The organism is Mycolicibacterium duvalii, assembly GCF_010726645.1.
GTDB classification, from domain to species: Bacteria; Actinomycetota; Actinomycetes; order Mycobacteriales; family Mycobacteriaceae; genus Mycobacterium; species Mycobacterium duvalii.
Map to the genome: position 1 here is coordinate 1,978,580 of NZ_AP022563.1, position 24,098 is coordinate 2,002,677.

Sequence of the window (24,098 nt, forward strand, 5' to 3'; positions counted from 1 at the left end):
CGGTCAGGAATGCGGCCTTGGTCAGCTCGACCGATCGCACCTGTGCGCCGGTGAACCGCAGCAATTGGCGCAGCATCGTCCGGCGGATCGGCCCCAGCCCAGCCAGCAATTCGGCCTCGGCGCGCTGGCGTGCGGCGACTGTCCGGTCGACCCGCAGCCGGGGTCGCTCGTCCTCGGGACGACCCACGTGCGATGCCGCGGCCCGCAGCACCGCTTTCGGATCCTCTCGCCAGGAATGCCCGATCACGTTACCGTCGTCCGGGCCGTGGAAGCCGTGCCTGCGGAGAAATTCGTCGATGTCGAGCCGGCCCTGACCCACCGACCACACGTCGTCGGCCAGCGCCGTCTCGATCACCCCGCCATAACCGGCGAGCAGCGAGGGCACCAGATCGGCGCGGCCCAGCCTTGCGGCGATCGACTCGACCTGGGCGCGAAGCACATTGAGGATGGGCCTGGTCCGCACGTGCACCCGCATCGCCGCGGCGAACCTGGCCACCGAATCCGTCAGCAGGGCTCCCGGATCGGTCCACCTGCCGGCCAGCACGGTGTTGCGCCACCAGCGGATCTGCTCATCGTGGATACGCCGTGGTGCCCGACGTTCCCCGGCCAGCGCTCGAGGCGCCTTGACCGCCACCATCGGAAGCCGCGCGGGATCGCTTTTCGTCGGCGTGGCGTCCGGCCGGACCGAGGACAGAAGGTCACGTTCGAAGTCGTCGCCGGTCATGCCCGACAGCAGTCCCGCGAGTTCGCGCGCTCGGTCGACATTCATGGCCTGCTTACCGAAAAAGCACGCGGTGCTCCACTGGTTGGGATCCTTCGGAACGCTGAGCGCCGAACGGGGCAGCACACCGAAGTCGTAGAGGCCGCCCCGCGATGCGAATTCGACACCGTGACCCCACAGCGACCAGCACAGCGGCGAACGAATCTCCGGGGTGGCCTCGCCGACGTTGGTGAGCGTCCACAACCGATCCGGTCCGCTACTACCCCGGATCGGATCGGTCAGACCACGTACAGCGAGCTCGTCCGGCATACTCCTCCTGATTGAATGTGACAGTTCACTGTCATTACTGCAACCATTGTGACCAGGCGGGGGTAAACCGGAAAAGTGACGAGTCGCCTGCCGTTCACGTGTAAGAGCGTTGGCCGTCGTACCGTTCTCGCAGGACGTTCTTCAGCACTTTCATGCTGGCGTTGCGCGGCAAGTCGTCGACCAAGAACACGTGCCGGGGAACCTTGAAATTCGCCAGGCGCCCCTTCACCCAGTCGAGCAGTTCGTCACCGTTCACCGCCGGCTCGGCGACCACGTACGCGACACCGACCTCGCCGAGTCGCTCGTCCGGCACTCCGATGACGGCGACGTCGATCACCTTGTCGTGCCGACGCAGGGCGCGTTCTATTTCTGCTGGATAGGCGTTGAAGCCGCCGATGATGAACATGTCCTTCTTGCGGTCCACGATGCTCAGGAAACCCTCCTCGTCGAGGACGCCGACGTCGCCGGTTCGCAGCCACCCGTCGTCGTCGATGGCCTTCGCCGTTTCCTCGGGGTCGTCCCAGTAGCCGCGCATGACGTTGTACCCGCGGACCAGTACCTCGCCCGGATTTCCCGTGGGCACCTGGTTCCCCACGTCATCGACGAGTCGGACGTCTACGTCTCGCATCGGCTGTCCGACCGTGTGGGTGGCCGTGGCGAGGTCGTCGTCGGCATGGGTGGTGCTCACCACTGCGCTTGCTTCGGTGAGGCCGTAGGCACTGAACACCATGTCGAACCCGAGGACGTCACGCACTTGCTGCATCAGCTCGGGGGCCACCTTCGTCGCCGTGGGAGCCGCCACGCGCAGGTGCGACAGGTCGTGCTCCTCGCGGCGTGGGTGCCGGATGATCTCCGTGTACACCGTCGGCGGTCCGAGGAGCACCGAGATCCTCTCCTCGGAAAGCCTTTTCAGCACGGTGTCGACGTCGAAGTGCGACTGCGGGATTGCCGTCGCCCCCATCATCAGAGAGGCCAGCCAGCCGGCCTTGTAACCCAAGCTGTGGAAGAAGGGAGGGATGATCAGCTGGCGGTCCCCCGGGCGAAAGGTGAAGACTTCGGCCAGGTTCGCGTACATCCGCAATGTCTGTCCGTGGGTCAGCACCACCCCCTTTGGCGCGCCGGTGGTGCCGGAGGTGAACATGATGTCGGAGACGGAATCGGGGCCCACGGCGTGGATGCGGGCGAGGGCCTCATCGGTGGGGACGGTGTCACCGGCTCCGAGGTAGTCCGCCCAGGCGGTGGCGCCGGCAGCACGGCCGGGCCCGATCAGAACGACGCGGCGACGCACCGGGTCGGAGGCCGGTAATGCCTGATCGAGCATGTCCGGGTAATTGTTGCCGAGAAATTCGGGCACGGTCAGCACCGCCGACGCACCGCTCTTGGTGATGACGTAGGCTGCTTCGGCGCCTTTGAAGCGGGTGTTGAGCGGCACCAGGATTGCACCGGCCCCCAGGACTCCGAGTGCCGCGATGATCCAGTCGGCGGAGTTGGGAGCCCACAACACGACTCGATCTCCCGGCGCAATGCCCAGCGCGACAGCCGCTTTGACGCTGCGCACCAGTTGTTCGCCGAGCTGTTCAAAGCTCAGGCGTACACCCGCGTCGAGGTCGACGACCGCCTCCGCAGCGCCGAACCGCTGCGCGTTGGTCCACACCATGCGCGGGATGCTCACATATTGTTCGTCACCCCTCATCGGCCGGTCCCGGGCCCAGATCTCTTGTGCCCCAATCCTGTAAGACTTCTGCGGTGTGCTCGCCTACCCCAGCCAGCCGATCAGACGGGTGGCCCGCGCCCGGCAGCGACCGCGGCGCCGGAGCGGGAACCGGAACGGCGTCGCCACCCTCTGCCTGCAATGTGCGAATTGCGTTGCGGTGGCGCAGGTGAGGATCGGCAAGAATGTCTGCCGCGGTGTTGACCGGAGCCACCGGGATGCGTGCCTCCTGCAGCACGGCGAGCACCTCGTCGCGCGGGCGGGCCGCCGCCCAGCGGCCGAGGGCGACCTCTGGGGCGTCCGAGTCGCCGGCACCGACGAGTTCCCGTATCGAGCGTTCCTGACGGCTGGTGGAGGCGCTGACCGCGACCCACCCACCGTCGCCGGTGGCGAACACGTTCCGGAGCCCGATACCGGGCAATCGGCTGCCGAGCCGGTGCGGCGGCGGCGCGGACCCGTCGAAACCGGACAGGACCGGCGCCGTCATGTGCAGCATCGCATCGACCGGATTCACGTCGATGACCTGTCCCGCTCCCCCGTTCATCTGACGTTGATACCAGGCCGTCATGATGCCGAAGGCGCCCACATACGCCATGACCGCGTCGCCGAGCGGCACCGACGGCAACACCGGTGGGCCGTCGGGATCGCCGGTCATGTGGGTCAGACCGCTGAGTGCCTCAGCGAGCGTGCCGTTTCCGGGTCGGCCGGCCGCCGGTCCATCCAGTCCGAATCCGCTGACGTGGACATAGATGAGACCGGAATTCAGCGCGGCCAACGTCTCGTGGTCGAGCCCGCGCCGTTGCAGCCGGGCGGTCGGTTCGTTCACGACGACCACGTCGATGCCGGGAATGACGGCGTGGAGTTGCCGGCGGTCCACGGCGACCTCAGGATCCAGCACCAGCGACCGTTTTCCGCGTGCGGTCAGGGCCCACAGGTGGCGGGCCGATTCACGGTAGGGGTCACCGCCGGGCGGTTCCAACCGCACGACATCGGCGCCGTGGTCGGCCAGGACGGAGCTGATCAGCGGTGCGGCCAACAGCGACGCGGCATCGAGCACCCGGAGGCCCGCCAGCGCTCCGGTCGTCAAGGGCGGACAGGTCTGGTCTGGGCCATCGTGGTACCCCAGCTGTGCAGCGCGGCCGCATGCAGGCCGCCGAGACCGCCGGCGAACATCACGATGACATCCTCGGGGCGGCGCGCGAGCCGGACCCGGCCGTCACTGGTGATGCGGCCGTGTTGCTCGTACAGGTCCTGGTACTGCTTGGGCCACTCGGTGACCGGAATGGATGCCGACTCCCACAGCACCTGCTGAACATCGGCAGGATCGGGATAAGCCTTGCCGATCATCGGCGCCCACACCGGGTTGAGTGCGACGACCACTTCGGCGAACGACAGTTGCAGCAGATAGCCGTTGGCGCCGTGATACGCCAAGGACCGGCCGATGAATTGCAGCAATGTGTCCGCATCGGTGGCCATGGTTTCACAGATGTTGACCGTGCCCATCGTCCCGAAGGCGGTGACCGCGTCGCCGGGTACGCCGCGCCGCTCTGCCAGCGGCGCCCACGGCGAGCGCTCCTCCCATTCGCCGAACACGATGCCGACGGTGCGGGCGGGCTGGCCGAACGTGCTCTGCGAGGTGACCCCGGTCCGCTGCCGGGCCACATTGCGCATGACCAGTTGCAGCGCGCGACCGATCGCGGCGGCGCGACCGTCGGCACCGCCCAGGCAGCCCGCGCCGAACGGAATGCCGAGCGTATGACGCTGTTCACCGTTGACGATCAGCGCCGTCGTCACCGAGCCGGTTGTGGCGTTCAGCGCGTGCAGCTCGTACCGCGGATCGGCCACGGCCTCGATCGCGGCGCGCAGCAGCGGCAGCGCCGACGCGGGCGCCCCGGCCATCACCGCATTGATGGCCAGCTTCTCGGCGGTGACGGGGGCATTCGACGGCGGCAGCGCGGCGATGATCTCGGCCGGGTCCGCACCCCATTGCTGTAGGTAGCCGTCCACACGTTCGGCGGTGGGCGGGATCAGCGGCAGCCCGTCACTCCAGCCGCGCCCCCGGGCGAACGCGTCGAAGTCTTCCTGATCGCCCGGCACATCGACGGTCGTGCTCTGCAGGACGGGCATCAGATCACCGCGCCGATCGTGTCGAGCAACCGCGGGAAGGCCTCGCGAGCGGCCGCCCGCACCTGGTCCTCGGGCAGCACGTTCAGCGACGAATCCAGTTGCAGCAACCGCAGTCCCGGGCGTCCGGCGTCGGCGGCCAGCGTGCGGGCCAGCCCGACGAAGTGCTCGGTCACGGCGACGACGGTGGGCAGTCCGCGATTCAATGCGTTGAGGCCGTCCTTGACGCTCCACGAGGTGCATGAGCCGCAATTGGCCAGGCCCGAGATGATCGCGTCGACGCCACCGACGAAGGCATCGTATTCGGCTTGATGACGTTCACCCTCTGGGCCTTTCAGCCCCTGGGCGCGGCGCCACGTGGTCACGATCGCCCCCGCTCGTTCCAGTTCGGGAATCCATTCGGAAACGGTCTGGTCGTACGCCGCCCACAACACGTCGACCCGCAGGCCGATCCGCTTGCCCGTCAACGGACCCAGATCCGGTCCCGGGTCGTCGTCGCCGGGCACCGCACCGGCCGTCGGATCCAGCACCGAGAGGGTATGCGGCACCGTAACTTTCGATGTTGCTGCCGGTGTCACCCGCGGATCGTCGAGCAGCAGCGATCCGAGTGCGGGCACAGCGGTGCGCAGCCGGGTCTCGACGACATCGCGTAGCCGGTCGGGCGGCAACACGCAGTCCGCGCACTCCACACTGTCGAGGCTCAATTTGAGTGAAACCGTGCCGGTATCGGTATCGGCGGCAATGAGCTCGAGCGATCCGCCGTCGCCGCCCAGCATCGCGGAAAGCTCGGCCACCACTCCGGCGACCACGGCGCGACTGATCGGTTCTTTGAGTTCAGTGTCCAACATTGCGGAGTCCTCTTCCGATGAACGGGACGGCCGACTGCTTGCCGCACCAACATCCATATCGTAAGGCTTCTATTATGGATTTGTCCATGCACTATCCGGCCTCGACACCACGCTGTCCGGGTTATAACGTAAGCCATCTATTATGGCGGTCCGAGGTTTCACCCGGATTGGTTGCCGGACTTCCCGGAGACCGTCCGATGCGATGCTCACGCCGACCGCACCGATCCAGGAGTTGCCGATGAACACAGCGGGAGTGATCCCCGGGCCACTGGCCGAAGACGTCACGGCCTATCGCCGCGAACTGCGCCAGTTCCTGCGCACCGAACCGGAGCTCGACACCTGGCGCGCTGATCCGGCGGAGTCCACCGAGGAGATTCTCCAGTCGCACGCGCGCCTGTTGGCGCTGCTCTACTCGGGAGGATGGAACCGTTACGGATGGCCGCCGGCCATGGGCGGGCTGGGTGGCAGCGAACTCCATCGAGCGGCGTTCTACGAAGAACTGAGCATGGCCGACCTCCCCATCCCCGAGCAATGCATGACGCTGGATACGGTCGGCCCGGCCGTCGTGGGCTTCGCCCCCGAACTGGCCGCGCAACTGCTTCCGGGATACCTGCGGGGCGACGAATGGTGGGGGCAGGGGTTCAGCGAGCCCGAGGCGGGCAGCGACCTGGCCGCACTGCGTACCCGCGGAACCGTCGACGGCGACCGGATGGTGATCAACGGTCAGAAGATCTGGACCAGCCAAGCCGCGACGGCGACCCGGTTGCTGTGCCTGGTCCGCACCGGTACCCCCGAGTCCCGGCACCGCGGACTGACGATCGTCCTCGTCGATGCCGACTGCCCGGGAATCACCATCCGTCCGATCGCACTGGCCAGCGGTCAGCGCGAACTCGCCGAGGTGTTCTTCGACGACGTGAATGTGCCCCTGGACCGGGTGATCGGCGAGATCAACGGTGGCTGGGCCGTGGCCATGTACCTGATGCAGTGGGAGCGGGCCATGTACTGCTACGCGTCGACGTCGCGCCTGATGCGGTCGATGCAGCTGCTGCGCGATCGGATGCTCGCCGACGACATCGCCGGTGACGCCGAGACGTCGGCGTTTGCGCGCATCTATGTGCAGCTGTCGACAGCCAAAGCCCGTGGTCTGCAATCCATTCGGCGGTTGGCAGCGGGCGAGAAGCTCGGCCCCGAGGCCAGTGTCGACAAGCTGCTGTGCGGGCAGGCGGACAAGGCGGCATACGACCTCGTTGCCGAGGTGATGGAGCAGGCGTCGTTGGTTGCCGCACCGGCGGATCGGCGCTACGCCCACGACTGGTCCGACCAGTGGTGGTATTCGCGCGCCGCCACGATCATGGGCGGCTCCGCCGAAATCCAGCGCGGCATCATTGCCGACCACGTTCTGGCACTTCCGAAGGATTGACACCATGGCCGATCACCGCACACCCGACCCGCAGACCCGGGCTCTCATCGAACAATCCGTCGGCGAGATGTTCGCCCACGCCGAGCAGGACCGCTTTCACCGCTTGACGACGATGCTGGGTGAACTCGGCTGGAGTGAGGTCGCCGAGGAATACCCGCCGGCCGCGCAAGAAATCCTGGCGACCCAGCATGCCCTGTCGCTGACGACGTCGGACCTGCTCGACATCACGCTGATCGACCGGCTCAGCCCCACTCTTCCCACGGCTCCTCCGGTCGGACGTTCCCTCGTCCTACTGCCGTCGCCACCGGGTAGCGGCCCCTCTCCGGGTCCCGGCCGCGCCGGTGGATTGCTCCAGGGGCCGCCGCAACCCGACGACACCATCGTGGTGCCCTTCATCGCTGCTGACGGTATTCGGGTGGCCACGGTGCCGGCAGCCGAGGTCGACGTCGTGCCGCTGCACACCTTCGACCCATCCGTGTCCTGGTTGCAGGCCACGGCAACGGTCGCTGACGAGGGCCAACCGGTGGCCGCCGAATGGCCCGCCGCCGTCGCGGCCGGCCGACGCCAGATCGCCACGGAAATCCTGGCTCTGGCAGGGCACGCGATAGAACTCACCGTCGCACATGTGAGTACCCGTCGACAGTACGGACACAGCATCGCCGCCTTTCAGGTCGTCCGCCACCAGCTCGCCGAAGCCCAAGCCGAAGTCGATGGTGCCCGAGCGCTTCTCGCCGAAGCCGCCACCGACGGTGGTTACGCGCCGGCCCGCGCGGCCAAGATTGCCGCCGGCCGAGCCCAGCGTGTGGCGCGGGCGGCGGCGCTGCAGTTGAACGGTGCAATCGGCTTGACCGAGGAGAGCGTCCTGCACCGCTACGTGGCCCGCGCCATGCAGCTCGATGTGCTACTCGGCAGCGCCCGTGTCCTCGAACGTGAGTTGGCCGAAGAACTGTTTGCGCCGGACGCCGCGGGAATCCCGCTGCCGCCGCTGGTGCTCGCCAGATAGCGCGTCTGACTTATCGTGGATACGGGCCAAGGTCTTTACGCCGTCGGAGTTCTTCGAATTCGGTGGCGCTACATATCCTCAGCCGTGCGCGGCAGATTCGGCCAGACTCTCCATGATCTTGTTGGCACTGCCCACGTCGACGAATTCCTGCATCTCGCATATCCGCCCGGTGTCATCGAAGGTGCACCGCAACACGTAGGTGTTGGTGAAAGGTTGGTCGTTGATCAACAAGCCGCGCGAATGCGCATAGACCACGACGTCCGTGTGGCCGGCAACTACACGGTCGGCCCACCACTGAATCTCTTTGAAAACGCCGGCGAGCCCAAGCATGGTTGGCCGGACCTTCTCGATTCCTTGCATGTCGATGTTGGCCGCCAACGACGGCGGCGCGATCATGTAACGGATGGAATCGGAGAACAATTCGATCAAGGTGTTCATCAGATCAGGCCCGGCAAGCGCGGGCTGACCGAATACGGGCGCAAGCGCGGCCTGCCGCGGATCGGCCATGTCCCAAGACAACGTCATGTCATACCTCCAGTGAGGGCGGACCCATCGGAAGAGTCACCCTGGTCGTCCTGCCGACCCTCATCCATGTCCTCGCGAACCATCAGTAGCCCATAGTTGTGGCCGCTGTCAACACGCTGTTCTCGATGAGTTTGTGGGCCAAAGTGTTGTGCCCGAATCACGTTCGTATTCCATCGGCGCTGGTCCGGTCTGCACTGGCAAGTGATAGCGTGCGGAACTCCCTGCGCCACAGAAGGAGCGCCCCCGAACCGGACAGGGACCGGCATCTGCCCGCGCAGGGTTGGTGTGCTCAACGCGGCCGGACAGCGTTGGTCGGCAAGCATTTTCGGGAAACCTGTGGAGAGTCGACTCGTGTGGCTGACAGATGTGTCACACTGCCGAAGCGGCTGCCGATTGCCGGAGCCGCCACCACCGATGTGAACATCTGAGGAGCGTCATGACGGAGCACCCCACAACGCAGTCCAGGATCGCGGACGGACGGGACGAGGTCATCGAACTCGCTTACCGGCCATGGCAGCTGATCGGAGCCGGCCGACTCGAAGACGGGTTGGCGTTGCTCGACGACTCGGGCACCTGGTGGGCCATCTCCTCCCGAACGACGACGCCGATGGCCGAGATCAAGCCCACGCTGCGCGGCGTCTTCGGACTCATCGGACCGTCGTTTGAATTTACCGATGCCATCGTGGAGTCCGACCGCGTTGCTTTGATGGTCGAGTGCCGCGCCGATCTGCCCGACGGCGTCGCGTTCCACAACGTCTGCACGTTCATCACGCGAGTGGACCTCGACCGCGGTGTGGTGGTCGAGGTCCGTGAGTACGTAGACAGCTTGCATTCTGCGCAGACCCTAAAGCCGGCCATGGCTGCCGCGGGCGTCAAGGCGTCCGGCTGATGGTGCCGCGGCTTTCCACCTACCGGAACCAGAAGGGATCAATCCAATGAATTTCGACTCCAAAGTCGCGGTTGTCACCGGCGCCGCTTCAGGTATCGGCGAGGCCACCGCCAAACGACTCGCCCAGTACGGAGCCAAAGTCGTCATCGCCGATATCGACGAAGACGGCGCCAAGCGCGTTGCCGCCGAGATCGCCCACAGCGGCGGCGAGGCTGCATTTCGACGCACAGACATCGCCCGGGAGGACGACGTCACCTCGTTGATCGCCTTCGCCGTCTCCACCTACGGTGGCCTCCACCTGGCTCACAACAACGCCGCCATCGGTCACACCCCGACACCGCTGCACGAACTGGATACCGCGACATTCGACACCGTCACCGGTATCGGATTGCGCGGTACGTTCTTTTGCATGCGCGCCGAGATTGCTCACATGATCGGCCACGGCGGTGGCGCCATCGTCAACACCGCCTCGGGAGCCGGGCTCAAAGCGGCTGCCGGGCTGCATGCGTATGTCGCTACCAAGCACGCGGTCGTCGGCCTGACGCGAAACGCCGGATTGGACTACGCGCCCTACGATATTCGCGTGAACGCCGTCGCACCGGGGCCCATCAAGACGCCTCAGATGGCGAGTTATCCCCAAGAACTGCAAGATCAATGGGCCCGACTGATCCCGATGGGCCGAATGGGGACCACGGAAGAGGTTGCCGACGTCGTTACCTTCCTCCTGTCGGACGCGGCCGGCTTCGTCACCGGGACCACTCTCGAGATCGACGGCGCGTACGTCCAGTCAAGCACGCAGTGAATCCGCGCCAATTCATGGCGCGTTCAGCGGTCAGCGACCGATAGGCATGAGGAGGAGTTTATGGTGTTCTGTCCCGAAGACATTCTGCTGACCGACAGGGTCGCCGTGGTAACGGGTGGCGGCACTGGGATTGGTCGTGGCATCGCGGCTGGGCTGGCGGCATTCGGGGCCTCGGTTGCTATCTGGGAACAAGACCCAGAAACCTGCGCTACAGCCGCTGAGTCGATCGGCGCGCTGGGCATCACCACCGACGTGCGCGATGGTAGCCAGGTAGATAGCGCACTCGCTCAAACGGCCGCCGAATTGGGTACCGTCACGATTCTGATCAACAATGCGGGCGGAACCTTCAATTCCCCGCTGTTGGAGACGACCGAGAACGGTTGGGACGCTTTGTACCGCAGCAACCTTCGCCATGTGCTGCTGTGCACTCAGCGCGTCGCCCGGGCGATGGTGGACGACGCGGTCGGCGGCAGCATCATCAACATCACGTCGATCGAGGGCACTCGGGCAGCACCGGGCTTCGCCGCCTATGCGGCCGCCAAAGCCGGCGTCATCAACTACACGAAAACCGCGGCGTTGGAACTGGCACCCCACGGCATCCGGGTCAACGCGCTCGCGCCCGACTACACGATGACCGACGGTCTGGCCGAACTCGCCACAGCGGGCTTGGCTCGCGCGGCTGAGGGTATGGTACCCATGGGCCGCGCCGGGCACGTCGACGAGATGGCAGGCGCTGCAGTGTTTCTCGCCTCTAGCCTGGCCGGCTATATCACCGGCCAAACCATCGGAGTCGATGGCGGAACCGATGCCGGACGGGGCTGGTACCAGCATCCCACCACAGGCGACTATGTGTTGGGACCAACCAGCTGACTGACGGCGATACTCTCGGTGAGGTCAACCAATCTTGGCGGAACCCTGGACCCCGCCATAATAGATGCCTTACGTTATAGCTTGGACAACGCAGCGTCGAGGCCGTCTGGACGAATCGGGCGCCCGTCGATATCGCGCCGAGGAGAGTAGCCAACCGATGACAGATACTCATCCCCAATCACAGCCACGCGCCACCATCGACCTCGACCACCACTCGCCGAAGTTTCGTGCCGATCCCTTCGGTCCGATTCATCAGATGCGCGAGGCAGGATGTCCGGTAGCGCATTCCGATCACCACGGTGGATTCTGGGCACTGATGGACTACGCGTCGGTGTTCGATGCAGCACGCGACGACGACCTGTTCAACTCGTACCCGTCGGTCGGGGTGCCGCCCAGCGGAATGCCCTTTCCGATCCTGCCCATCGAATCCGATCCACCGCAGACCAGGGAACTGCGCGATGTCACGCTACGACAGTTCTCGCCCGGGTCAGCCGAGGCGGCGCGGCCCATGGCCACCGCGATCGCCGATGAGTTGATCGACGAGTTCATCGAACGCGGCACCTGCGACATCGTCGCCGAATTCACCACACCGCTGCCCGCCCGCATGATCCTGCGCCTGCTGGAGTGGGACGAGTCGCGATACCTCGATTGGGTGCACTGGGTGCACACCCTGGTACACGACCGCGCCCAAGACCCGGAGAAGGCCGGTATCGCCGGCATGGAGTTGTTCGGCGAGATCGCCAAGCAGCTCCAGGAACGCCGTGCCGCGGGGCTGGGTGACGACCTGTTCAGCGACATCCTGCGCGGCACCCTCGACGGCCAGCCGCTCGACGACACCCAGATCACCATGTACGGCTTCCTGATGATGCTCGGCGGCATGGACACCACCAGCGGGCTGACCGGCAACGTGCTGCTGCGGCTGTGCGAACAGCCAGAACTTCGCCGGCAGTTGATCGAGGATCCGAGCCTGCTCGAAAAGGGCACCGACGAGTTCCTCCGGCACTGCACGCCGGTGGTCGGGCAGGCTCGCACGGTCTCGCGTGACGCGAATTTCCATGGTCAGCAGCTAGAGCAGGGTGACCGGGCGCTGTTGATGTGGGCGGCCGCCAATCGCGACCCCGCGGTCTTCGCAGACCCCGATGTCATGGACCTGCGCCGACCGAACGCCCGCAAGCACATGTCCTTCGGTGTCGGCATCCACCGCTGCCTGGGGTCACATTTCGCCCGGATGATGTTCCAGGTCATGCTCACCCAGATCATGGAACGCCTGCCCGATTTCGAACTGGCCGGCGAGTACGAACGATTCCCGGACGCGGGCGAAGTAAATGCGGTACGCCGCCTGCCGATCAAGTTCACGCCCGGTCCGTCGTTGCGACGCTGACCGACTATCGAAGGGACACAACGTGTCAACCGCTGAAACCACCGTGTGGATCACCGGTGCCACCAGCGGCATCGGGGCTGCCCTTGCGCAGACCGTGCCCTATCCCGGCGCGCGAGTCATCAACATCGCGCGACGACCGCATCCCACACTGGAGAGCGTCCGCGCCGACCTGTCCGATCCGGCCGACTGGGATGTGGTCGCCGACCACCTCGCCGCCGAACTCGCCGACTTCGGCGGCCGCCGCGCGATTTTCATCCACAATGCCTTCGTCCAGGATCCCGTCGGGCTGATCGGCGAGGTCGATCCGGTCGCCTACCGTCGTCACGTCCTCGCCAACGCCGCGGCGCCCTTGATCCTCGGCGAGGCATTCCTGCGCAACGCCCCCGCCGATGTCGAAGTCGGACTCGTGATGATCTCGTCCGCCGCTGCCCGGGTGCCGTTCGCCGGACGCGCGGGTTACGGTGCCGGCAAAGCGGCGATGGAGCAGTGGGTGAGAACCGTGCGGGCAGAGCTGGCACAGCGGCCCGAAAACCGGTGGGTGGTCGCCATCCGCCCGGGGGCTGTGGACACGCCGGCCCTTCGGGCCGACGCCGCAGTCGATGTGTCGGTGAACCCGTTGGCGCCCAGCATCCGGCAGGCACTCGCGGCCGGCGAGGTCGATTCGCCGGAACTGGCGGCGCGCCGTATCTGGGACCAGCTGCCTCCCGGTCCCGACACACCGGCCGTGGTGCTGCTCGGCGAGATGATCGCGCCACCGGGGCGCTAGGTACGTGAGTATCGCTTCTGAGCTCGTCCTCTACAACGGCTGCCTGCTGGCCACACCGTTTCGTGACTTCGTCGCCGCTGCGGCGTCCGCGGGTTTCGACGCGGTCAGCGTGTGGCCGCTGGTGTACCACCGGGCGGTCTCGCGCGAGGGGCTCACCCCGGCCGCCATGCGGCAGGTGCTCGAGGATGCCGGTATCGCGTGTGTCGAGCTGGAGGGCTGCGACGACTGGGCCCCCGAAAGCCCAAACGACCAGGGCAGTACGCCGTTTCGGTCCAGGTGGGACCGCTCGGCGTTCTTCGCCGCGGCCACCGAACTGGGCGCCGATACGGTCTCGGCAGGCCTCACCGGCGACCAGCCGGTGTCGGTTACCGAGGCCACCGACCGGTTTGGCGCGTTGTGCACCGACGCCGCGAGGTTCGACCTGCGGGTCTCCCTGGAGTTCGTCGCGTTCGGCCCGGTACGCGACCTGGCCACTGGCTGGCAGATCCTGCGTGACGGGGGCCAGCCCAACGGCGGCCTCACCATCGACGTCAGCCACCTGATCCGTGGTGGGTGGGACGAACACGTGCTGGCCGACATCCCGCCGGACCGCATTTTCGCGGTACAGCTGTGCGACGGTCCACTCACCCCGCCCGCCGACCTGACCGACGAGGCGATGTTTCACCGCGAGCTACCGGGCGCGGGCGAATTCGACGTCGCCGCAATCATTTCCACGCTCGAACGCCACGGTGTCTACACCCGGGTCGGCGCCGAGCTCTTCCAGTCGAGTTGGAACGCTCGGCCGCCGTCGTCGGTCACTCATGAGCTGTTCGACGCGACACGTGCTGTCCTGCACGGCAATCAACGGGCCAACTGAAGGAGAAACCGCGGCGTGAAATTTTCCATCGTGCTTCCCAACTGCATGACCGTCGAAGCGGTCAGTCAACCGTGGGAGGCCGACCTCAGCGGAGCCGAGATCGCCCGGGTCGCCCGCCTCGCCGACGAGATCGGGTTCAGCACCGCGCTGGTGTCCGAACACTTCTTCTTCCCCACCGAGCACGTCGCGCTCTCCGGTGAGCATGCGCTGCACGCCACGACGGCCCTCGGCTATTTCGCCGGTGTCACCAGCCGGCTTCGGATCGGATCGCTGGTCAGCATCCTCACCCTGCAACATCCCGTCGTCGCGGCCAAGGCCTGGGCAACGCTGGACTGGCTCAGCGGCGGACGTGCCGTCGTCGGGCTCGGGGTCGGATGGCTACGCGAGGAGTTCGACGTCCTGGGTGTCGCCTTCGGCAAAAGGGGCAGACTGATGAACGAATACGTCGACGCCATGATCGAGCTGTGGACCGCTGAACGACCCGCCTTCCACGGACGCCACGTCGATTTCGAGGATATCGCGTTCGCGCCCAAGCCAGTCCAAACACCTTATCCGCCAATCTGGTTCGGTGGTGACTCACGCGCCGCCATGCAGCGAGTCGCCCGAATCGGTTCCGGCTGGGCCCCCCTGCAGACTCCCCCCGAGCGGATCCCCAATCGACTGGAGTACATCCGGTCACAACCGACATGGCGCGACCGACCGCTGGATGTCTTCTACTCCACGGCCTGGCTCAACATGGGCGATGCCCATGCCGTCCTTGACAATCCGGCGGCCAAGGGCAGTTGGCATGCCGACGAGGTGCTCGACCAGTGCGGACGATTGGCAGAACTGGGCGTCACCGAGATCTGGGTACCTCCGCCACCGGTACGCGACCTGGAGGAATATCTTGACCACATGCGATGGCTCGCCGCCGAGATCATGCGCAAATTGAGCTGAGCGGTGCACCTGAGCACTTTATATATCGTAAGCCTTCCGTTATAGTTTGTGCCGGCTCCGCGATTGCGACAGCTGAACTACCGTGACGTGAGAATCGTGGAGGAATCTGTGGACAATCCTTTCGGCCCCGAGTTGCTGATCGAGGCACGCGGTCCCGTTCGGATCGTGACGCTGAACCGTCCCGAGGCGATGAACGCGGCCAACGAGGCTCTGCACGTTGCACTGCAGTCGGTGTGGGGTCATCTCGCCAACGACACCGATGCCCGTGCCGTTGTCCTCACCGGCGCCGGCCGCGCGTTCAGCGCCGGGGGCGACTTCAACCACTTCGTCGAACTCTGGGATGACCGACCGGCGCGTCGCCGTGAAATCGACGGCGCCCGAAGGCTGCTGAATGAGATGGTCGACTTCCCGTTGCCCGTGGTGGCCGCCGTCAACGGCCCCGCTGTCGGGCTGGGGTGCAACCTGGCGGTTCTCAGCGACATCGTCTTGATCGGGCAGAGCGCTTACTTCGCCGACCCGCACGTCAGTGTCGGACTCACCGCGGCCGACGGGGGCGCACCGACCTGGCCGCTGCTGATGGGCCTGCTCCGCGCCAAGGAATATCTGCTGACCAGTGCGCGCATCCCGGCCGAGGAAGCCGTCGCGGCAGGTCTGGCGAATCGGGTGGTCGCCGACGCTGATCTTCTCGACGAGGCCGTCGCGGTCGCACAACGCATCGCCGCACTGCCGCCCCAGGCCGTGCAGAGCACCAAGCGCGCCCTCAACATGCACGTGAAGCGCGCGGTGGCCGGCGTTCTGGAGTACGCGTTGTCCGAAGAGTTCGACTCGTTCGAAACGCCCGAGCACCAAGCACTTGTCACCGACTTCCTGGAAAGGGCCAAGGCCAAGGCCAGATGACTTGGCTCGAAGGTGTCCTCGCCACACACACCGGCAGCGATCGCTTCGCTGTCATCGATGAAGCCGCGGCAGTCACCGGCCGCGAGTTCGTCGGCAAGATCGCCACGGCCACGGAGTTTCTGACGGCGCTGAACACCGCTGATGGTCAGCCGGTGCCCGCACTGCTCACCACCAACGCCGACTCGCTGGCGTTACTGCTCGGCGGCGCGGCTGCCGACAAGCCGCTGGCACCACTGAACCCGAGGCTGACCGCAGCCGAACTGGACGCTGTCGTGCGCGCGACCGGCTCTCCCGTCCTGGTGACCGAACCCGCGTTCACCCCGGTCGCCGACGAGGTCGCCGCGACCGCCGGAGTGCGGGCGGTGGCGGTGCCGAGGTTGCCGGTGTCGTCGTCGCAGGTCTCGGCGCATTGCGGGGCCGCCGCGTTTCATCTGCATACCTCCGGCACGACCGGGGCCCCCAAACCCGTCCCGTTCACCGATGAGGTGCTGCGCGCACGAACCGAAATACTCTGCGGACTGGTCGGATTCACACCTGACGACCGCTTTGCGACCGGCTCACCACTGCATCACATCGGCGGCCTCGGCAACACCCTCGTCGCGGTGGCGGCCGGCGCCGCCGTCCTGGCGACCAGCCGGTTCTCCACCGACTGGTGGCGCGGCCTGCGACGCCTCGAAGCCACTCATTGCCTGCTGGTCCCCACCATGATCGAGATGTTGCTCGCCGAGAAGCTGTTGGACATGGTGCCGCTGAAAACCCTGATCTACGGTGCCGCGCCGATCACGCCGCACACCCTGCAGCGTGTCTTGCGGGTGCTGCCCGACATCGCGCTGGTGAACCTGTTCGGCCAAACCGAAGGCAGTCCCATCACCTGCCTCGGACCTGACGATCACCGCCGGGCCGCTGCAGGTGACGGCGCGCTGCTGCGCACGGTCGGCCGGCCGGTGCCCGGTCTACGGCTGCGTATCGACGAGCCGGACGCGGCGGGAGTCGGCGAGGTCCTGGCCGCGGCACCGCACCTGTCGGTGCACGCGGACGACGGCTGGCTGCACACCGGCGACCTCGGCGCGGTCGACGCCGACGGCTACCTGCATCTGCACGGTCGACGACACGACATGGTGGTCCGCGGCGGCGAGAACGTCTACCCGCTCGAAGTCGAGAACGTGCTCGCCGCCCATCCCGGTGTCGGGGCCGTGGGTGTCGTCGGGGTACCGGATGCGCGGCTGGGCGAGACGCTCGCGGCGTTCATCGTGCCCGCCGATCCGGCGCGGCCACCGGCTCCCGCAGAGCTGGCGACGTTCACCCGGGCGCGGCTGGCCGGGTTCAAGGTTCCGGCCTATTGGTATCCCGTCGATGCGCTGCCGCTCAATGCCGCCGGTAAGGTGCTCCGCACCGCGCTGCGCGGCCAGCACGTGATGGAGTCGGCGCAGCAGCCATCGTTCGAAGGGCAATGACGATGTCGTCGAAGAACCCCAAGGCACCGGAGGTATCGCGCCGCCGTGCCCGAAACTCGTTGAGCCACGAGGAGATTCTCGAGGCGGCACTGAAGATGACCGAAGCCGACGGGCTGGCGCAGCTGAGCATGCCCGCGTTGGCACGCAACCTCGGCTGCGCCGTCATGAGCATCTACAAGTACTTCCGAAACAAAGATGCGTTGCTCGACGCACTCGCACACCGGGTGATGCGCGACCTGCACCGGCGGCTGCCGCCGGCCGGCGACGGCGATTGGGATGTCGAGTTGGTCGCTTACTTCACCGCCTACCGCGACCTGATGGAGGACACCCCCGCGTATCGGGAGGTCGTGCTGTACGCATCCACGTCGGTCGTGCGGGCGGCGCTGACCCCGGCTCAGTGGCGACGCCTGGACACCGGCATCGGACTCCTGCACCGCGCCGGGTTACCGCTCTCCGACGCCGTGCGGGTCTACAACGTCTGCTACAACTTCACCCGCGCTTACGTGGCCTACGAACACACTGTGCGCGCCGCCGCCTCGAACCGGCCGGACACCGAAGGCGCAGCTGAGGATCCGCTCGATGGCGCCGAGTATCCGCTGCTCGCCGCCCTGCCCGATCCGACCGCCGCGATCGACATCAACGAGGACGGCTTCCGGCTCAGCCTCGAACTGCTCACCGCGGGAATCTCACGAACCTTCGGTATTCCGCTGACGGCGTGAGTCAGACGGATCTCGACCGCATCGTCTCCCCGCTCTGGAAGAATCCGACAGATGGACTACGGCATCGTCGGCCGCACCGCCCTTGTTGTCGGCGGCAGCAAAGGAATCGGGTTTGAGGCGGCAAAAATGCTCGCGGCTGAAGGATGCCGGGTGGCAATCGTGGCCCGCACGCAGCGTCACATCGATAATGCGGTCGCCGCCATCACCGACGCCGGGGGCGAAGCGGTCGGCGTGTCGGCGGACATGAGCACACAGGACGGCATCGAGTCAGCGGTGTCCACCGTACGAGACCGTCTCGCACCACCGTCAATTGTCATCACACAAGCCGACTTTCACGTCCGGGGGTTCTTCGCCGAGGTCACCCGGGCCGAGGATTACGTCGACTCCTACCGCACTTACACACTGAGCCAGGTCCACATGTTGCATGCGGTGCTGCCCGCCATGCGCGACGACGGATGGGGCCGATACGTCCACATCGGCTCGGCGACCGCCAAGGAGCCGCAGAACAAGCCCCCGCACACCGTCGCCAATGCGACCCGACCGTCGACCGTGGGGCTGCTCAAGAGCGTCGCCGACGAGTACGCGCAGTTCGGCATCACCATCAACACCGTTGCCCCGGGCTGGATCGCCACCAAGACCACCAACTGGTATCTGTCCACCCACGAAGGCCTGACCGATGACGACGCGCGCCGGAGATGGATGATGGACCACGCGGGAGTCCCCGCCGCCCGGCTCGGCGAGCCCTCAGAGATCGCGTCGACGATCGTCTATCTCTGCTCCCAGCAGGCCGGGTACCTGACCGGGCACTACATCGCTGTCGACGGTGGCCACCACCGGGCCGCATTCTGACATTCGGCAACTTGTAGGACACGCCGCAAACCGTTGCTGGGGTGCGGTTTTCGCCGCCGTGATTCAGTTCGGCCCGACGAGTTGCTCGTAGATGTCAGGCAGGACGGCGCGGGCCTCCGGCAAAACGAAGAAGTACGGCCAGCCGTGAATGCCGCCGTTACGCAAGTCAAAAGTGACGTCAGCGCCGCCTGGGATCGCACGTTCACGGACAAGCAGCACGTCGGCAGCGAGCATGTCCAACGATCCCGTGTAGACCGCTGTCGGCGGGAGCCCTTCCAATGATCCGTACAACGGGCTCGCCAACGGGTCAGTGGGGTCGAGATCGCCGGCCCAAAGCCGGCCGGCGGCTCGCAGACCCGCGGAGCTCAATATCGGATCATCGATCGACGCGATGTCCGGATTGGTCATCGATACGTCGAGCCACGGCGAAATGAGCACCATCCGCCCTGGCGTGGCATCGCCGCGGCGGATCAGCTCCTGTATTGCCGCGAAGGCCAAGCCGCCGCCGGCAGAGTCGCCGATCACGCTGATGTTTTCCGCCCCGTGCTGCTCGGCCAGCGACGTGAGAAGGTCAGCGCACTGCGGAACTGCAGTGCCTGCGGTGCCCTCGGGAACCAGCGGGTAGAGCGGTACCACCACCGTGGCCGCGGTATTTCGGGCGATGCCGGCATACACGGGCCAGTGCATGATGGCGGGCCCCAGAGCATACCCACCGCCGTGGATGGCGACGACGTACCTTCCAGACGGTCTCGGCGGGCAGAGCGTACATACCGGCCAGCCGTCGAACTCGCTGTGCTCGACACGAAGTCCGCGCGTCGCGTACCACGGTGGATTGTCCTGCACCACCAACGGGAACAGTGTCGACAAAATGTCAACGCCCAGAACGTTTCCGACCGCGCGCAGCACCCGCAGCGCCACCACCGCGACCTTGGTGGACAGCGACGTTCGACCCGTGAACACCGGCCGTCTCACTTCGTCGTCGATCGTCATCACCCGAGCTCGTCCAGCCAACGGGTCAACGGCCGGTCGGCCGCACCGACCGGAGGAATTCTGATCGCGCCGCCGAGCCACGCCGTCGGGTCGGCGTCGACCGGTACCGCTTCGGCGACGCCAACGGCGACCTGGCTGACCGCGCCCGCACCGACTTCGAAGGCCATACCGGTGACGGTGGTGCTCTCATGTGCCAGCCACAGCACCACCGGTGAGACGTCCGACGCCGGTGCGAGTCGCTCGATCGCGTCCTGCAATGCCGGCGCGCCTTCGGTCCGTGCGTGCGCCAGCCGTGACGCCGCGAACGGTGCCACCGCATTGACGGTGATCCCGTGACGGGCGCCTTCCAGAGCCAGCGACTGGGTCATGCCGTGCAACGCGCCCTTGGCCGTGGTGTACGGCAGCGCGCGGGTGAGGCCGAAGTATCCGGCGGCCGACGTGGTGGTCACGATCCGCCCGAACCGCTGCTCGAGAAAATGCGGCCACGCCGCCGAACACACCGCCCAGGTGCCCAGCACGTGCACCCGGAAGAACTCGGTCAACAACTCCGGGGTCACCTCACGCAGCGGCGTGATCCGGTCGATGCCGGCATTGGCCACCACGGCGTCGATCCGTCCGAACCTCGCAATCCCTTGCGCAACAGCATCACTGGCGACATCGGGGTCAGCGGCATCGCCGCGGTGCGCGATCGCCGAGCCACCCGCGGCCAGGATCTCACCGGTGACCGCGTCAGCGGTGTCGTCGACGTCGTTGACGACGACGCCGGCGCCATGCTCGGCGAATGCCAGTGCGTGAGCCCGCCCCACGCCGCGGCCGGCACCGGTGATCAGGACCGTGCGGCCGGTGAACGACAGTGGGTTCACAGCTCCACCGTCGGGGCCACCAGCTCGTCTCCGAGCCGGGCGACTTCGTCGCGCATGTCGGCGACGCTGCGTGAGCGGATTGCGACCGTCAGCCGGTGGACACCGAAATCCGCGTACACTTTCGCCTCCTCGGCGGTGCGGGCGCCGCCGGCCGTGAACTCCATCTTGTCGGGATCGCGGCCCGCCAGCGCGGTTTCGGCGCGCACCCGGCCCAGCAGCCGCGGCAGCTCGACCAGTGGGTCCTGGCCGGGGAAGACGAACGGAAAGTAGCCGTCCCCCCGAGTGGCCGCACGGCGGATCGCGGCGTCCGACGCCCCGCCGATCAGCAGCGGAACCGAACGGCGCACCGGCCAGGGCCGGCACTCGACCTCGTCGAATCGGACGTAGTCGCCGTCGAACGAGGCCGTGTCCTCGCGCCACAGCAGCCGCAGCGCGTCGATGTACTCGTCCATTCGGCGGCCGCGGTCCCCGAAGTTCATCCCGACCGCCTGATACTCCTCGGGTAACTCGCCGACACCGATCCCGAGCATCAGCCGTCCGCCGGACAGGTGGTTCAGCGTCGCAACGGATTTCGCGAGTACCACCGGCTGGTGTTCAGGCAGGATCAGCACGCCGGTGCCGAACCGCAGGCGCGTCGTGTGCGCCGCGACGTAGGCGAACCAGATCAGCGGGTCGGGGATGCCGCCGCGCCGGCCCAGCCGAGCCATGCTGCCGTCGGTCGAGCCCCGGTACGGTGTCGCGTCGGGACTTTTCGGCATGATGACATGCTCTGGCGCCCAGAGTGATTCGAACCCGGCGTGTTCGGCGGCCTGGGCCAGTGCGATCGCGCTGTCCGGGTCCGGAAAGCCGGTGCTGGCAAAGACGATTCCCCACTTCACTGAAGGCACTCCCATTCGGATACTCATCGCAAGTAGTCATAGCCGCCATCGATCATCATGGTGGTGCCGGTGATGTAGCCGGAATCCGGGCCGGCCAGGAAAACGACAGCGCGGCCGATGTCGCCCTCGGCATCACCAAGCCGTCCGAGTGGCACCTGACTGACGAGTTGTTCGCCGGCCCCCGGCAGGTCACCCATCCAGCTGTCCATGCCGGGTGAGGACGCCAGCGGGCAGATGACGTTGACCCGGATGCCGTAGCGGCCCCACTCGGCCGCGGCGACCCGGCTCATCGTCCGCAACGCCTCCTTCACCGCCGCATAGGCACCCATCGCCGGCCGCGCCGTCAGCCCGCTTCCGGAACCGACGTTGACGACGCTGCCGCGGGTGGCCCGCAGGTCCTCGAAACAGGCCTGCATCATCCGCAGCGATCCGACCGCGCCGGACTGCCACACCGCGTCGAGGTCGTCCTCAGTGAGCTTGCGCAGCGACGAATAGTGCGTCTGCTGAGCGGCATTGACCAGGCAGCTGATCGGGCCCAGCTGCGCGCGGGCGGCCGCAACGCAGGCGTCGACGTCGGAGCGTCGGGCAACATCGGCCGCGACAGCGATCGCCTGGCCGCCGCGCTCGGCGATTTCGGCAGCGACCGCCTGGCATTTGGTCGCGGTACGGCCGACCACCGCGACCCGGGCGCCCTCGGCCGCCAGCGCGAGCGCGATGCCCCGCCCGACACCTTGCCCAGCGCCGGTGACCAGCGCGACGGTTCCGTCGAGTATCACGCGGGCCGCCGATACACCGGGTCGGTGCTGTCGCGCCGCGGCAGGTATTCGCCGAACGTGGCGAGGCGCTCGCGGTCGGCGTCCCAGGCGTGGGTCCACTCGATCGCGGTGACCCGGTTCATGATTCGCCATTGTCCGTCGCGGCGGCCGAAGGTGTCGATGTAGCGGAATCCGGCGACATAGTTCCACCGGATGTCGCCGGGTGGCTCACCGGAGTGATAGGCCACCGCATAGGTTTCGGCGTGCGCGGTATCGCCGTCGAGGTCGATCAGGATGTTGCCGAGCTGGTGCATGGTCATGGTGTGTCGTCGCAGCAACGCCGTCACCCACGCCACGTACTCGTCACGCGTACCCGTGAACGGGCCGTGCCGGTCGGTAGCCTCCGGCCAGTAACAGTCGCGCAGCAGCTCGATGTCGAGCCGGTCGATGGCGCGGCAGTAGCTGTGCAGGACGCGGCGGATCGCGCGCTCGTCGAGCAGCTCATCGAGTTCATCGTCGGCCACGGCTTCAACAAAGCCATTTGTGACACCCTGATGTCAAGTTTATGGCCGGGCTCAACGCTTGCCATTGGGCGCTTTCGCCGCTCGGCTGATGCCCAAGCCCCGCAGGCAGAACGCGACGAGGCGCGCAACCGTGTCGGCGTCGGGGCTGGTCTCCATCACCAGGTGGCGCCGCAGTTCACCAGTGACCAGTGCGTAGATGGCGTCGGTGGCCGCCTCGGGATCCTGCGCTTCTTCGACGGCGTCGACTGCGCCGGCGAGCAAGTCGCGCAGCGGTCTACTGTGTTCCTCTTCGGCCACCAGCTGTTCGGCTGAGGTGGCCATGTGCATGGCGACAACCCTGCTGACCTTCGCCGACTCCGGCTTCTGCACCCGCGTCATCAAGCTCACCACCCAGCGGACGACCTTGTCGACGGGATCAGCCTCCTTGGCCATCTCGTGTTCGACGTAGTCCCGCACTTTCCCGATACCGCGTTCGTGCACCGCCAGGATGAGGTCGTCCTTGCCCGAGAAGTACCGGTAGAAGGCGACATTGGAGACACCCGCCTGCTTGACGATGTCGGCCACGCGAGGTGTGGACGGCGCCCCCCGCTCGATGACCAGCACGGCCGCCTCAAGGATACGGTCGACTTCGGCGGCGGCATCCTTCTGACGGTCATCGAGTGCGCGCGCCACCGCCGCTGCGGCGCGCGATTCCGTCGTCGCCGATGCCTCCGCAACACCGCCGAGCGTATCGATGGAAGCCATCACTGGTCACTCTCCGCGATTACGTACCTACCCCCACGCGCTCCGGCTGACATCGTCACAGAATAGCATTCTGTGTGTGTTGAACGCTGTTCTTGAGATCCAGAATATGGTCCTTGTGTAGAAGTATCTCGTTCTGTATTCTCAGCCCCAAGCCGTCGAGCTCCACGCGTGGGTGAACAACGGTTCGGCTCAGCCCTTGGTGCGGGAGGATTGAGAACACCCCCGACAGCCACCACCGGACAACCCGAGCAACACGGAAATGAC

At 66.5% G+C, this 24,098-nt stretch carries 24 protein-coding genes and 1 pseudogene; 13 read left to right on the forward strand and 12 right to left on the reverse strand.

The genetic code is table 11. From position 1 onward, the window contains the following. Window positions 1-112: 112 nt before the first annotated feature. The 5 genes and pseudogenes from G6N31_RS27875 to G6N31_RS09140 form a co-directional block, all read right to left on the reverse strand. Window positions 113-1,030 (reverse strand): annotated as a pseudogene (locus G6N31_RS27875) (PEP-utilizing enzyme); the annotation flags it as partial. 94 nt (window positions 1,031-1,124) lie between these two features. Further along, the gene (locus G6N31_RS09125; RefSeq protein WP_098004727.1) at window positions 1,125-2,723 is read right to left on the reverse strand and encodes an AMP-binding protein; all 1,599 of its coding nucleotides are present in this window, start codon (window positions 2,721-2,723) and stop codon (window positions 1,125-1,127) included. Beyond that, a complete protein-coding gene (locus G6N31_RS09130) occupies window positions 2,713-3,828 on the reverse strand; it encodes a CaiB/BaiF CoA transferase family protein (protein ID WP_197747159.1) in 1,116 nt (371 codons plus the stop codon). Before G6N31_RS09130 ends, G6N31_RS09125 begins: the two co-directional genes overlap by 11 nt. Further along, window positions 3,825-4,868 (reverse strand): hypothetical protein, encoded by a 1,044-nt coding sequence (locus G6N31_RS09135; RefSeq protein WP_098004725.1) that lies wholly within the window; start codon window positions 4,866-4,868, stop codon window positions 3,825-3,827. The genes G6N31_RS09130 and G6N31_RS09135 overlap by 4 nt, the downstream gene beginning before the upstream one ends. Beyond that, window positions 4,868-5,713, reverse strand: coding sequence for a UGSC family (seleno)protein (locus tag G6N31_RS09140; protein ID WP_197747160.1), 846 nt, complete (start codon window positions 5,711-5,713; stop codon window positions 4,868-4,870). The genes G6N31_RS09135 and G6N31_RS09140 overlap by 1 nt, the downstream gene beginning before the upstream one ends. Window positions 5,714-5,951: 238 nt before the next feature. On the opposite strand from G6N31_RS09140, the gene G6N31_RS09145 reads away from it, so the two are divergent. Then, window positions 5,952-7,133: an acyl-CoA dehydrogenase family protein gene (locus G6N31_RS09145; RefSeq protein WP_098004748.1), complete on the forward strand. Its 1,182-nt coding sequence runs from the start codon at window positions 5,952-5,954 to the stop codon at window positions 7,131-7,133. Window positions 7,134-7,137: 4 nt separating this feature from the next. After that, window positions 7,138-8,136: an acyl-CoA dehydrogenase family protein gene (locus tag G6N31_RS09150; RefSeq protein ID WP_098004724.1), complete on the forward strand. Its 999-nt coding sequence runs from the start codon at window positions 7,138-7,140 to the stop codon at window positions 8,134-8,136. Between the two features lie 78 nt (window positions 8,137-8,214). Here the strand turns inward: G6N31_RS09150 and G6N31_RS09155 are convergent, their stop codons facing one another. Further along, window positions 8,215-8,643: a nuclear transport factor 2 family protein gene (locus G6N31_RS09155; protein WP_098004723.1), complete on the reverse strand. Its 429-nt coding sequence runs from the start codon at window positions 8,641-8,643 to the stop codon at window positions 8,215-8,217. A gap of 454 nt (window positions 8,644-9,097) precedes the next feature. Between G6N31_RS09155 and G6N31_RS09160 the strand changes: the two genes are divergently transcribed. From G6N31_RS09160 to G6N31_RS09210, 11 genes are all read left to right on the forward strand, one after another. Further along, a complete protein-coding gene (locus G6N31_RS09160) occupies window positions 9,098-9,550 on the forward strand; it encodes a nuclear transport factor 2 family protein (RefSeq protein ID WP_098004722.1) in 453 nt (150 codons plus the stop codon). 46 nt (window positions 9,551-9,596) lie between these two features. Then, the gene (locus G6N31_RS09165) at window positions 9,597-10,352 is read left to right on the forward strand and encodes an SDR family NAD(P)-dependent oxidoreductase (protein WP_098004721.1); all 756 of its coding nucleotides are present in this window, start codon (window positions 9,597-9,599) and stop codon (window positions 10,350-10,352) included. 60 nt (window positions 10,353-10,412) lie between these two features. Continuing rightward, entirely contained in the window at window positions 10,413-11,222 is an 810-nt protein-coding gene (locus G6N31_RS09170) for an SDR family NAD(P)-dependent oxidoreductase (protein WP_098004720.1), read from the forward strand. 157 nt (window positions 11,223-11,379) lie between these two features. Further along, window positions 11,380-12,603 (forward strand): cytochrome P450, encoded by a 1,224-nt coding sequence (locus G6N31_RS09175; protein ID WP_098004719.1) that lies wholly within the window; start codon window positions 11,380-11,382, stop codon window positions 12,601-12,603. Between the two features lie 22 nt (window positions 12,604-12,625). Continuing rightward, the gene (locus G6N31_RS09180) at window positions 12,626-13,369 is read left to right on the forward strand and encodes an SDR family NAD(P)-dependent oxidoreductase (RefSeq protein ID WP_197747161.1); all 744 of its coding nucleotides are present in this window, start codon (window positions 12,626-12,628) and stop codon (window positions 13,367-13,369) included. A gap of 4 nt (window positions 13,370-13,373) precedes the next feature. Beyond that, window positions 13,374-14,225, forward strand: coding sequence for a sugar phosphate isomerase/epimerase family protein (locus G6N31_RS09185; protein ID WP_098004717.1), 852 nt, complete (start codon window positions 13,374-13,376; stop codon window positions 14,223-14,225). Between the two features lie 15 nt (window positions 14,226-14,240). After that, window positions 14,241-15,161, forward strand: coding sequence for a TIGR03619 family F420-dependent LLM class oxidoreductase (locus G6N31_RS09190; RefSeq protein ID WP_098004716.1), 921 nt, complete (start codon window positions 14,241-14,243; stop codon window positions 15,159-15,161). A 108-nt stretch (window positions 15,162-15,269) separates the two neighbouring features. Next, entirely contained in the window at window positions 15,270-16,058 is a 789-nt protein-coding gene (locus G6N31_RS09195) for an enoyl-CoA hydratase/isomerase family protein (protein WP_098004715.1), read from the forward strand. Continuing rightward, on the forward strand, window positions 16,055-17,512 hold the full coding sequence (locus tag G6N31_RS09200) for a class I adenylate-forming enzyme family protein (RefSeq protein ID WP_098004714.1): 1,458 nt from the start codon (window positions 16,055-16,057) through the stop codon (window positions 17,510-17,512). Before G6N31_RS09195 ends, G6N31_RS09200 begins: the two co-directional genes overlap by 4 nt. Window positions 17,513-17,514: 2 nt before the next feature. After that, entirely contained in the window at window positions 17,515-18,231 is a 717-nt protein-coding gene (locus tag G6N31_RS09205) for a TetR/AcrR family transcriptional regulator (protein WP_197747162.1), read from the forward strand. A gap of 51 nt (window positions 18,232-18,282) precedes the next feature. Continuing rightward, on the forward strand, window positions 18,283-19,080 hold the full coding sequence (locus tag G6N31_RS09210) for an SDR family oxidoreductase (protein WP_098004712.1): 798 nt from the start codon (window positions 18,283-18,285) through the stop codon (window positions 19,078-19,080). Window positions 19,081-19,143: 63 nt separating this feature from the next. On the opposite strand, the gene G6N31_RS09215 is transcribed toward G6N31_RS09210, so the two are convergent. From G6N31_RS09215 to G6N31_RS09240, 6 genes are read right to left on the reverse strand one after another with little or no spacing between them, the layout of a single operon-like run. After that, the gene (locus G6N31_RS09215; RefSeq protein WP_098004711.1) at window positions 19,144-20,070 is read right to left on the reverse strand and encodes an alpha/beta hydrolase fold domain-containing protein; all 927 of its coding nucleotides are present in this window, start codon (window positions 20,068-20,070) and stop codon (window positions 19,144-19,146) included. Then, window positions 20,070-20,933, reverse strand: coding sequence for an SDR family NAD(P)-dependent oxidoreductase (locus G6N31_RS09220; RefSeq protein WP_098004710.1), 864 nt, complete (start codon window positions 20,931-20,933; stop codon window positions 20,070-20,072). Before G6N31_RS09220 ends, G6N31_RS09215 begins: the two co-directional genes overlap by 1 nt. Further along, window positions 20,930-21,826 carry an LLM class F420-dependent oxidoreductase gene (locus G6N31_RS09225; protein ID WP_234815411.1) on the reverse strand — a complete coding sequence of 299 codons (897 nt, stop codon included), beginning with the start codon at window positions 21,824-21,826 and terminating at the stop codon, window positions 20,930-20,932. Before G6N31_RS09225 ends, G6N31_RS09220 begins: the two co-directional genes overlap by 4 nt. A gap of 8 nt (window positions 21,827-21,834) precedes the next feature. Then, a complete protein-coding gene (locus tag G6N31_RS09230) occupies window positions 21,835-22,587 on the reverse strand; it encodes an SDR family NAD(P)-dependent oxidoreductase (protein ID WP_098004708.1) in 753 nt (250 codons plus the stop codon). Then, on the reverse strand, window positions 22,584-23,090 hold the full coding sequence (locus G6N31_RS27370) for a nuclear transport factor 2 family protein (protein WP_098004707.1): 507 nt from the start codon (window positions 23,088-23,090) through the stop codon (window positions 22,584-22,586). Before G6N31_RS27370 ends, G6N31_RS09230 begins: the two co-directional genes overlap by 4 nt. A gap of 51 nt (window positions 23,091-23,141) precedes the next feature. Continuing rightward, window positions 23,142-23,834 carry a TetR/AcrR family transcriptional regulator gene (locus G6N31_RS09240; protein ID WP_098004706.1) on the reverse strand — a complete coding sequence of 231 codons (693 nt, stop codon included), beginning with the start codon at window positions 23,832-23,834 and terminating at the stop codon, window positions 23,142-23,144. Between the last annotated feature and the right edge of the window lie 264 nt (window positions 23,835-24,098).

What these genes read in the sequence shown, in the direction of transcription:
- G6N31_RS09125 (WP_098004727.1), bottom strand. Translation starts at nt 2,723, where the DNA reads ATGAGGGGTGACGAACAATATGTGAGCATCCCGCGCATGGTGTGGACC.
- G6N31_RS09135 (WP_098004725.1), bottom strand. Translation starts at nt 4,868, where the DNA reads ATGCCCGTCCTGCAGAGCACGACCGTCGATGTGCCGGGCGATCAGGAA.
- G6N31_RS09140 (WP_197747160.1), bottom strand. Translation starts at nt 5,713, where the DNA reads ATGTTGGACACTGAACTCAAAGAACCGATCAGTCGCGCCGTGGTCGCC.
- G6N31_RS09145 (WP_098004748.1), top strand. Translation starts at nt 5,952, where the DNA reads ATGAACACAGCGGGAGTGATCCCCGGGCCACTGGCCGAAGACGTCACG.
- G6N31_RS09150 (WP_098004724.1), top strand. Translation starts at nt 7,138, where the DNA reads ATGGCCGATCACCGCACACCCGACCCGCAGACCCGGGCTCTCATCGAA.
- G6N31_RS09155 (WP_098004723.1), bottom strand. Translation starts at nt 8,643, where the DNA reads ATGGCCGATCCGCGGCAGGCCGCGCTTGCGCCCGTATTCGGTCAGCCC.
- G6N31_RS09160 (WP_098004722.1), top strand. Translation starts at nt 9,098, where the DNA reads ATGACGGAGCACCCCACAACGCAGTCCAGGATCGCGGACGGACGGGAC.
- G6N31_RS09165 (WP_098004721.1), top strand. Translation starts at nt 9,597, where the DNA reads ATGAATTTCGACTCCAAAGTCGCGGTTGTCACCGGCGCCGCTTCAGGT.
- G6N31_RS09170 (WP_098004720.1), top strand. Translation starts at nt 10,413, where the DNA reads ATGGTGTTCTGTCCCGAAGACATTCTGCTGACCGACAGGGTCGCCGTG.
- G6N31_RS09175 (WP_098004719.1), top strand. Translation starts at nt 11,380, where the DNA reads ATGACAGATACTCATCCCCAATCACAGCCACGCGCCACCATCGACCTC.
- G6N31_RS09200 (WP_098004714.1), top strand. Translation starts at nt 16,055, where the DNA reads ATGACTTGGCTCGAAGGTGTCCTCGCCACACACACCGGCAGCGATCGC.
- G6N31_RS09205 (WP_197747162.1), top strand. Translation starts at nt 17,515, where the DNA reads ATGTCGTCGAAGAACCCCAAGGCACCGGAGGTATCGCGCCGCCGTGCC.
- G6N31_RS09210 (WP_098004712.1), top strand. Translation starts at nt 18,283, where the DNA reads ATGGACTACGGCATCGTCGGCCGCACCGCCCTTGTTGTCGGCGGCAGC.
- G6N31_RS09215 (WP_098004711.1), bottom strand. Translation starts at nt 20,070, where the DNA reads ATGACGATCGACGACGAAGTGAGACGGCCGGTGTTCACGGGTCGAACG.
- G6N31_RS09225 (WP_234815411.1), bottom strand. Translation starts at nt 21,826, where the DNA reads ATGGGAGTGCCTTCAGTGAAGTGGGGAATCGTCTTTGCCAGCACCGGC.
- G6N31_RS09240 (WP_098004706.1), bottom strand. Translation starts at nt 23,834, where the DNA reads ATGGCTTCCATCGATACGCTCGGCGGTGTTGCGGAGGCATCGGCGACG.